The organism is Nocardiopsis sp. TNDT3, assembly GCF_003427465.1.
GTDB classification, from domain to species: Bacteria; Actinomycetota; Actinomycetes; order Streptosporangiales; family Streptosporangiaceae; genus Nocardiopsis; species Nocardiopsis dassonvillei.
Window position 1 is genome coordinate 1 of record NZ_QPFC01000295.1, and the last position, 9486, is coordinate 9486.

Annotated in this window: 7 protein-coding genes and 1 tRNA gene; 5 read left to right on the forward strand and 3 right to left on the reverse strand. The window is 71.9% G+C overall.

Annotation, left to right across the window (positions count from 1 at the left end):
- The first annotated feature begins 243 nt into the window (after positions 1–243).
- A complete protein-coding gene (locus tag DQW06_RS07950) occupies positions 244–981 on the forward strand; it encodes a L,D-transpeptidase family protein (protein ID WP_117198224.1) in 738 nt (245 codons plus the stop codon).
- Between the two features lie 57 nt (positions 982–1038).
- Here DQW06_RS07950 and DQW06_RS07955 read toward each other — a convergent pair whose 3' ends face one another.
- On the reverse strand, positions 1039–2583 hold the full coding sequence (locus tag DQW06_RS07955; RefSeq protein WP_198662402.1) for a stealth family protein: 1545 nt from the start codon (positions 2581–2583) through the stop codon (positions 1039–1041).
- A 410-nt stretch (positions 2584–2993) separates the two neighbouring features.
- Between DQW06_RS07955 and DQW06_RS07960 the strand changes: the two genes are divergently transcribed.
- The 3 genes from DQW06_RS07960 (at position 2994) to DQW06_RS07970 (ending at position 6776) form a co-directional block, all read left to right on the forward strand.
- Positions 2994–3752, forward strand: a complete 759-nt coding sequence (locus tag DQW06_RS07960) for a protein phosphatase 2C domain-containing protein (RefSeq protein WP_013155758.1) — start codon at positions 2994–2996, stop codon at positions 3750–3752.
- A gap of 427 nt (positions 3753–4179) precedes the next feature.
- Positions 4180–4593, forward strand: coding sequence for a hypothetical protein (locus DQW06_RS07965; RefSeq protein ID WP_013155757.1), 414 nt, complete (start codon positions 4180–4182; stop codon positions 4591–4593).
- Between the two features lie 479 nt (positions 4594–5072).
- Positions 5073–6776 (forward strand): choice-of-anchor I family protein, encoded by a 1704-nt coding sequence (locus DQW06_RS07970; protein ID WP_013155756.1) that lies wholly within the window; start codon positions 5073–5075, stop codon positions 6774–6776.
- A 66-nt stretch (positions 6777–6842) separates the two neighbouring features.
- Here DQW06_RS07970 and DQW06_RS07975 read toward each other — a convergent pair whose 3' ends face one another.
- On the reverse strand, positions 6843–8099 hold the full coding sequence (locus tag DQW06_RS07975; RefSeq protein WP_117198226.1) for an FAD-binding protein: 1257 nt from the start codon (positions 8097–8099) through the stop codon (positions 6843–6845).
- Between the two features lie 427 nt (positions 8100–8526).
- On the opposite strand from DQW06_RS07975, the gene DQW06_RS07980 reads away from it, so the two are divergent.
- Entirely contained in the window at positions 8527–9099 is a 573-nt protein-coding gene (locus DQW06_RS07980; protein ID WP_232832979.1) for a DUF4232 domain-containing protein, read from the forward strand.
- A 164-nt stretch (positions 9100–9263) separates the two neighbouring features.
- Here the strand turns inward: DQW06_RS07980 and DQW06_RS07985 are convergent.
- Positions 9264–9339 (reverse strand) — tRNA-Arg (locus DQW06_RS07985).
- Positions 9340–9486: the final 147 nt, after the last annotated feature.

The window sequence follows — 9486 nt, forward strand, 5'->3', positions numbered from 1 at the left end:
GTCCGGGACGCGCCCCGGACCCCGCGCGCCGAGCGCGTGGTGGGAGGCGCCCGTGACGACCGGTGCCGGGGGCCTCGGGTTCGGCGGCGGCCCACCGTCGGCGTCCGCGTGTCGTCGCGCCGGGCGCGCGGCCCGAGAAACCGCCAGCGCGTCCGCGCACGTCCGCCCGCACACGGAGACGAGAGTTGTCCACAGGTTCCGCGGGGCGGGGAGAACCGCGCGCCGGGTGGGTAAGGAGGACGTATGGCAACCCCCCGATTCCTCCTGACACCGCACCCGAAGCACACCCTCCTCCTGGCCGTGGCGGCGGCGTTCGCCCTGATCCTGGGCGCCGCCGTGGCGGCCCCGGCCGCGCACGCCGCACCGACCTCGGTCAGCACCGGACCGGAACTGCGCCAGGGCAGCTCCGGAGCCGGGGTGAGCGCCGTCCAGGAGCGCCTCGCCGAACTGGGCTACTGGATCGACGGCGTGGACGGCCAGTTCGGCTTCCACACCGAGCAGGCCGTCGTGGCGCTCCAGAAGGCCGCCGGGATCGCCCGCGACGGCGTCGTGGGCCCCGCCACCCGCGCCGCCCTCGCCGAGGGCGTGCTCCCCGAGGCCCAGAGCACCTCCGGCGACCTGCTGGAGATCGACCTGGACCGGCAGCTGTTGCTGGTGGTCTCCGGCGGCGAGGTGGAGCGCGTCCTCAACACCTCCACCGGATCCGGTCAGCCCTACGAGTCCTCGGACGGCACCGAGCGGATCGCCACCACCCCGACCGGCACCTACACCGTCTTCCGCGAGGTCGACGCCTGGGACCCCGGTCCCTACGGTGCGCTGTACAGACCGAAGTACTTCAACGGCGGCATCGCCGTGCACGGGTACCCGGTCGTCCCGGCCCAGCCCGCCTCCCACGGGTGCGCCCGGGTGAGCCTGGCCGCGATGGACTGGCTCTGGGAGAGCGGCAACATCGACGTGCACACCACCGTCCTGGTGCGCTGACCCCGGGGGCGGCCCGGTCGCGGCCTGGCCGCCCCGTCCCCACCTCGTCGCGACCCCTCATCTCTCGAAACTGCTCCTGAAGGGGAAGTAGTCGCCGAGGAACCCGTCGACGTGCCTCTCGGCCTCCTCGCCCGGTTCCGTGGTGTCGTTCACGCAGAAGGCGTCGAAGTCGCGCTGGGCCAGCAGGGACTCGGTCCGGTACCGCACCGCGTCCAGGTCGGCCAGGTTGAGGTAGGTGTAACGCAGGCCGCCCATCACCGCCCTGCCCGTGAACAGCGCGTAGTAGTGGTGCAGGGACGACGGCACGGAGTGGTCGTCCGGGTGCCGGAACCGCGACACCGCCGTCCGCGTGAAGATCTCGGGGAACCTCTCCTCCAGTTCCTCGACCACCGACCGGCGCTGCGGGATGGGCGTGTGCTTGAACTTGGACACGGGCACCTTGCCGAAGTGCTTCTCCAGCAGCGCGCCGTTGCGCTTGGCGGCGGCGTCCACGGGCTGGTCCTCCTCGCTGACCTCGCCCAGGCCGAAGCGGTAGGGGGAGGGGTTCAGCTTCACGAGCCCGTTGGGGTGGAAGAAGAGGGAGGGGGACACGGGCCGACCGAAGAACACGTCGTCGTTGAGGTACAGGTAGTGCTCGGCCAGGCCCTCGATGTGGTGCAGCTGCGACTCGATGGCGTGTGAGTTGAACACCGGGAGAACCGACGGGTCAGCGAAGATCTCGGTGTGGTCCACCACCCGTACCCGCGGATGGCCGGTGTCCAGCCACGGTGGCGTCTGGCCGTCGGTGACGATGTAGACGTTGCGTACGAAGGGGGCGAACATCTCCAGCGAGCGCAGGGAGTAGAGGAGTTCGTCCCGGCTGGTGTAGCGGGAGTCGGAGGCGGAGTGCGGGTTGGCCGGGGCGTTCGCCCCGAGGTGGGCGTCGCGCCTGGCGCGCCAGGCCTCGTCGGCCCCGTCGACCCAGGTGTAGACGGCGTCGATCGCGAAGGTGAGGTCGGTGGCGAGTTCCCAGGTGAAGGCGTCCAGAGTCGGATGGGTCCGGTCCCCGACCCTGACCTCGGCGGTCTTCCGGGCCTTGCCGGGGATCACCTCGCTCACCGGGTTGGGCTGCGGCGCGATGAGCGACTCCCGCAGGACGTGTTCGGGGGCCACGACCCGGAGTCGGTCGAGCCTCTCCTCGTGGTCGGGGGAGGCGAGGAACCGCTCGCCCTCCTGCCAGAACTCCACGGTGAAGCCGTGGGCGGGGCCGACGACCGCGGGGCCCCGGTCGCCGACGACGTGCTCCCCGAGCCGGATCACCGGGGCGCGGCGGAGCCGGCGCAGCCGGAGCGGGGACAGGGGCCGGTACCCGACCGGAGTCCTCACGTACGAGCCGTGGAGGCTGTAGCGGGAGGCGAGGACCGACAGGACCTCGGCCCTGTCCTCCTCGGACACGGCGACCGAACGGTGGTACACGCCGTTGGACCGGGAGAAGAAGTAGTCGATCCCCCGTTCACGCAGGAGGTCGGCGAAGCGGTTCGTCTGCCGGGCGACGAAGTCCTCGGTGTCGAAGGGACCGGACCAGCGCCGTGCGAGGACGGGTTCGCGCCGGTAGGTCGACACGGTGAGTTCCGGGTCCCTCCTCCGGTGCCTCCATGAGACGGGAAGGAAGAGCACCTTCCTGACCGGGGCCGGAACCATTCTCCTGAGTATTCGCCTGGCTCTCCGAAAATAGTAGGGAATATTCCACATGGGGTGATCCATCCCGTTGTCATCTTCTGGTTCCTGTTCTGGTCCTTGCGGGTGCGGGTCCCCGCTTTCGTCGCGGGGGGTGCTTCTCCTGCTCGCGTCCTTGCCGGAGTCGGGCCGTGCGATGTCGGCCGTCTCAAGAAAAGTACTGAATCGTTCACCTACCCGAAAGATGTGCTTTCCATAGGTGTAACTTCCTGGGGGTAAGGAGCGGTCATCGTGTCTCCGGGGCGGGGCCGCGGTGCCCACGACAGACGCGCCGTCCATGAACGGGAGGTCCGGGAGTGCCCTTCCACGTCGCCACGGAGCCGGGCGACCCCGGCCGACCCAACGAGGACTTCGCCGCGGCGACAGCGACCAGCGCGGTCCTCCTGGACGGGGCGAGCGCGCCGCGGGACGTGGAGACGGGCTGCTCCCACGGGGTGGCCTGGTACACCCGGCGGCTCGGCGCGCTGCTGCTGGCCGGGGCCGACACGGGACTCCCCCTGCGCGAGGCCCTGGCCGAGGCGATCGCGACGGCCTCCGCCCTGCACGCGCACACCTGCGACCTGGCCAACCAGGAGAGCCCGTCCGCCACGGTCGTGGCGGTCCGGGCGGGCTCCGACGCGCTGGAGTACCTGGTGCTGTCCGACTCCGTGCTGCTGGTGGAGGGCGGGGGCGGGGTGCGCGTGCTCACCGACACCCGTCTGGACGACCTCAGGGGCGACCTGGCCCGTCGGGGGAGCCCCTGGAACGCCATCCGCGCGTACCGCAACGTTCCCGGGGGTTTCTGGACGGCGGGGGCGCACCCCCGGGCGGCCGAGGAGGCGCTGACCGGAACCCTGCCCCTCGGGCGCTTCACCGCCATGACCGACGGGGCGAGCCGGGTGGTGGACCTCTTCGGGGACCTGGATTGGGACCGGGCCTTCGCCCTGGTTTCGGACAGGGGACCGCGCGCCCTGCTGGACCGGGTGCGCGGACTGGAGGCCGCCGACCCCGACCGGCTCCGTCATCCGCGCGGCAAGGGGAGCGACGACGCCACAGTGCTGGCGTGGACACCGTGACCCTGGTTACGGTCACCCTTAAATTGCCTATTCGGACAAGTTAATCTGGTGAACCCGGGGGCTTCCCTCCTGACGTCCCAGGTGGTCGCGTTTCGGGCACTACCGTCATGGGGGACGTTTTGCTCGGTGTTCCAGATGTCCTTTGTTGTCCTTTGCGGTAAAAGCACACAACAGTGGAAGCGGTGGCGGCGACGTCACACACGAGGGAGACCAACGCCTCTCCGAAACCGTGCCGCCAGGCGCTTTCGCGTTCCGTGTTCATCCGGTAGGTTTCTCCGTAACCGAAGCGCCGGAGTTCTCCCCACAACAGCTGGTATCCGGCCTTCGTCGTTCTCTCCACCCCCCTGCTCACGTGGGCGCCGAACAGGCGCGACGCGTACGAGAGAACCCCCGCGACGTCGATTTCGACCGGTGAAAAGGAGAAGGTGTGACCACCACGGGCGTCCTCGAACCCACCGGACCGAACCGGTCCCTCGGTCGCACCAGCTGGCTCGACCGGGTCCTCACGACTCCCAGCTCCGCCGTCGAGCGCCACCCGACCGTCCGCGCCCTGGACGGCTACGAGGGTCGGCCCAACCCCCTGGACGCCGAGACGCCCGCGGAGTTCCTGCTGGTCATGCGCCGCTACCTCGTCTGGGCGGGCGACTGGTCCTACCTGGAGCTGGAGTACCTGTGCGGGGGAGCGGTGCGGGCGACCACCTTCCGCGACGTCCTGGAGGGGACCCAGCTGCCCCGGTACGTGTTCCTGATGGCCTTCGTGACCGCCTGCGCCGGTGAGGACGCCGCCGAGCGCCAGCGCTGGACGACCGCCTGGCACAGGCTCCGGTCGGCCGGTCACTGAGTTCTCCGGGACTTTCCCTCCCGGCTTTTCCCGGCGTCCCCGCCGCATCCGCCGCCTCCGGGGCCCGACACCCGTCGAACCCGCGCCGCACCCTTTTCCCGTGCCGTTCGGACACGTGCCCGCGGCTTTTTTCGCGGATTTCTCCGATGCGCCGGTGTGCCAATGCGCCGATTTGGCATCATGCGCGCGGAATTTCCACAGGTAGGACGGCGTCAAGCACATTCCCGCGGCCGATAGGGTCTCCGGAGGACGGCCGCCGTCACGGCGCTGGCACGCGAGCGCCCGGTTCTCCGTCCGGCCACGGGTCGCCCGTGTCCGAAGCCTGCGGCCCCCTCCCGTCGGGCCCCGCCGCCTCGGACCGGTCGCCACCCGCCTTCACTCCCGCGCCACCGGGCGTTCAGCCCGATCTCGTCCGCCCCTGGTTGGCTTCGGCGCGGGCGTGACCGCGCCCATTCCCCCGGAGCCCTCAGGAAGCACGTATGCGCAAGACCACGGCGGTCGCGGTGTCCCTCGCCGTCGCCCTCACCGGTACGGCGGCCCCCGCACACGCGGAGCGGCAGGAGCCCCGCGAGGGCGGGCGCGGCGGCGTCGAACTGTCCGCACTCGGCAGCTACCGCACCGGCTCCTTCGACGAGGCGGCGGCGGAGATCGTCGCCCACGACCCGCGCACCCAGCGCCTGTACGTGGTCAACGCCCTGGCCGCCACCGTGGAGGTGCTCGACGTCTCCGACCCCGCGGCCCCCGCCAAGCTGTTCGACCTGCGCACGCCCGGGGTCGGGGCGGCCGACGGCTCGGTGGTGCCGGAGGGCGCGGTCGCCAACTCCGTGGCGGTCCACGGCGACACCGTGGCCGTGGCGGTGGAGGCACCCGACCGCACCGACGACGGCTGGGTGGTCTTCTACGACACCGACGGCACCGCGCTCAACGCGGTCCGGGTCGGCGCCCTGCCGGACATGGCCGCCTTCACGCCCGAGGGCAGGCTGCTGCTGGTGGCCAACGAGGGGGAGCCCAGCGACGACTACTCGGTCGACCCCGAGGGCTCGGTGAGCGTCATCCGCGTGAACCGCAGGCCCGCCGCCCTCACCCAGGACGACGTGCGCACCGCCGACTTCCGTGCCTGGGACGGGGAGCGGGAGCTGCCCTCGGGGGTGCGGGTGTTCGGGCCGGACCTGTCCACCGGCGAACCGGGCACCCCGGGCCGGGTGGCGCGCAACCTGGAACCGGAGTACATCTCCGCGGACACCGCCTACAGCGCCCAGGTGGTGCTCCAGGAGGCCAACGCCGTCGCGCTGCTGGACCTGCGCACCGCCGAGTTCACCGACATCGTGCCCCTGGGCCTCAAGGACCACATGGAGCCCGGCAACGAGCTGGACGTGTCGAACCGGGACGACGGCATCCGCCTCGCCAACTGGCCGGTGTACGGCATGTACCAGCCCGACGGGTTCGACACCTACCGCTGGCGCGGCCAGACCCTGATGGTCACCGCGAACGAGGGCGACACCCGCGACTGGGACGGCTACTCCGAGGAGACGCGCCTGGGCGACCTGGCCGAGGAGACCCCGCTGTGCGAGGACTCCCCGCGCCTGCGGGAGTTCCTGGCCGACAACGACCTGGGCGTCGACAGCACCGGGGAACTGCTCGACGAGGCCAACATGGGCAGGCTCACGGTCACCGCCGCCGAGGGTCTGCGCGAGGACGGCAGCTGCTACGAGGACGTGTACGCGTTCGGCGGGCGCTCGTTCTCGATCTTCACCACCGAGGGCGAGCTGCTCTTCGACTCCGGGTCGGACTTCGAGCGGATCACCGCCGAGGCCGATCCGGAGTTCTTCAACTCCAACCACGCGGAGAACGCCTTCGACAACCGCAGCGACGACAAGGGCCCCGAGCCCGAGGGGGTCGTGCTCGGCGAGGTGGCGGGCCGCACCTACGCGTTCGTGGGCCTGGAGCGGGTGAGCGGCGTGATGGTCTACGACGTCACCGACCCCCGCGAGGCGTCCTTCGTGCAGTACCTCAACAACCGCGACTTCACCGCCGAGCCCGGCACTGGCGAGGCGGGCGACCTCGGCGCGGAGGGCCTGGCCTTCATCAGCGCCTCGGACTCGCCGATCCGGGGCGTGCCGATGCTGGCCGTGGCCAACGAGGTGTCCGGAACGACCACCCTGTACCGGGTCGACCCGGCCTGACCGCGCTCCGCCGCCGGGCCGCCTCGTCGGGGCCCGGCGAGGCGGACCGCCGCCGCGGGCCCGGTCTCACCCGCGGGGGAAGAGCGCGTCGGTGAAGGCGTTGCGGAACTTCCCGCCCGGGTCGAGCGCGCGTGTGAGGCGTTCGAAGTCCGCCGCGCGCTCGTACCGGGCGGTGATGTCGGCCGGGTCCATCGCGGTGAGCTTGCCCCAGTGGGGGCGGGCGCCCAGCGGCAGGAGGCGCTCCTCCACGGCCGCCAGGACCGGGGCCACGGCCCGCGGGTCCGGCAGCCACGTGAAGTGGAAGGTGACGCAGTCCCGGCCGTGGGCGGGGCTCAGCCACAGGTCGTCCGCGCGCACCGTGCGCACCTCCGCGACGTACAGCGCCGGGGCGAGCAGGTGCCCGATCCCGCGAAGGGCGGCGAACGCGGCGCCCGCGGCCTCGCGCGGCACGTAGAACTCGGACTGCAACTCCCTGCCCGCGCTCGGCTCCAGCTCGGGACGGAAGTGCGGGAGCCGCTCGTGCCAGGGGCCGACGACCCCCATCTGCTCCGTGCTGGGCTCCGGAGGCATCCCCGGGACGGGGTGCACCGGCCCGGACGCGGGCCGACCGCCCCTCCAGGCGCCCTCGGGGCGGTCGGTCCGCTGCTTGAGCCACACGGAGCCCTCCCCGAGCCAGTCGGTGAACAGGCTGACGCTGCAGGCCGCGCCGAACACGTCGTCGACGTGGTCGGCCACCTCGTCCAGGGCCACCCCGACGCGGACCCGCTGGGTCATCGTGAACGCCGGTTCGATCTCCAGGGAGAGCCGGGTGACGACGCCGAGCGCGCCCAGCGCGACCACCGCGCCGGGGAGGACCTCCGGGTCCGCGTCGCGGCTCAGCCAGCCCAGGTCGCCGTCGGGGCCCAGGAGCTGCACCGCGCGCACGGCGGCGGACAGGCAGCGCTGGCCGTCCCCGGAGCCGTGGGTGCCGGTCGCGCACGAGCCCGCGACCGAGATGTGCGGCAGCGACGCCAGGTTCGCCAGCGCGAACCCCCGCCCGTGCAGCGCGGTGACCAGTTCGGCGTAGCGGGTGCCGGCGGTGACGGTGACGGTCCGCCCCTCGGGGTCGATCTCCGCCTCCGCGGGCAGTCCGTCCAGGCGCACCAGGTCGGCGTCGGAGTCGGCGACGAGGTTGAAGGAGTGGCCGCTGCCCAGGGCGCGGATCCGCGGGCTGTCGCGGACGGCGCGGCGCAGTTCGTCCAGTGTCCGGGGCCGGTGGACCCGCGGGCTGCCGAAGGTCACGTTGCCCGCCCAGTTGGTGGTCCGCGCGTTCGGTGCTGACATGGGCGCTCCGTGGGTGGGGGCGGGCGGTGTACGGTCTCCGGTTCCCGGGCGCCGCCACGGCAGGCGGCTTTCCGGAGGATAGCCGGGCGGCCCTTCGCCCGGTTCGCCCGGGGGACCGCGCCATGGGTCTTCGGGCCTTCCGCGCCGTTGGCCGTCGGGGCGCGTCGTCGGGAAGTCGCGCGGGTCGGCGCGAACCCGGGCTGTGCCAGCCCCCGGGCCGCCTGGCGGCGTTCCGGGCCTCCCGGCGGGGGTTCGAGGCCCCGGTGCGCCGGGGTGCCTCGACGCCGTCTGTCGGCATGACATAGGTAAACGTTGTTTAAATCGCTTTCGGGAGAGAACGACACAGGGGGAACCGACGTCGTACCACCCGTAGTCGAGCATGGATCGACGTCGACAGACGGAACACGCAATGAGGGGGATGTTCGCCATGACGAGCGCATTTCGCACGGGTTCGGTCCGAGTCGCGGCCCTGGGCGCGGTGTCGCTGCCCGCCCTCCTGCTCGCGTCCGCGCCCGCGGTCGCGGAGGACGCCGACTCCGGTGCGGGGACCATGAGCGTCCGCGACTGCACCGCGGCGGACTTCGAGATCTCCGAGACCGCGCGCGAGGGCGCGGCCGGTACCGTCCACGTCGAGTTCGAGCTGGTCAAGCAGGAACCGCTCGACCCCCAGGATGACGTGGCGTGCACCATGTACCCCTCCGCCGCGAACATGTACTGGGGCGACTCCGAGGGCAACCGGATCGGGGCCGACGCGCAGGTCGAGGGCCAGGGCGGCGGCGTCTTCGCGCTGTACCCGGGTGACGCGGCCACGGTGACCGTGTCCCGCCCCAACCCGGAGGTCTACGACCCCGAGGAGTGCAGCCCCACCGAGGTGGCCGGGGCCCACCTGTTCCTCCAGAACGACGAGGGCGCCGCCTACGTGCCCACGGGTGGAAACGACCGCGTCTGCGCCAACCCGGACATGGGCGCGTCGACGGTCTCCGAGATCACCCCGGCCTGACCCGGCCCGGCGGCGGCCCGGTCCCGGCGGCCGGGCCGCTCCGGGTAGGACACCTGGAACGAAGGCCTCCGGCGAGGATCCCACCCCTCGACCCCGGGCAGCACAGAAGAAACCGCCGGGCCCGTGTGGTGTGCGGGTCCGGCGGTTTCTCCACTGTCTCAAGGTGGCGCACTCGGGAGGACTCGAACCCCCAACCTTCTGATCCGTAGTCAGATGCTCTATCCATTGAGCTACGAGTGCAGGTTGTTCAGTTGTGTGTCGCCCGGTCTCCCTGGCGACGTCTTTGACTCTATCACGGTGTCAGAGGGCCTCGAACCGTTTTGTGAGTGTGCGACCGGTCATGCCGGTCCCCGTCCGCCGGGCGGCCCGGAACGACGGGACGGCGGC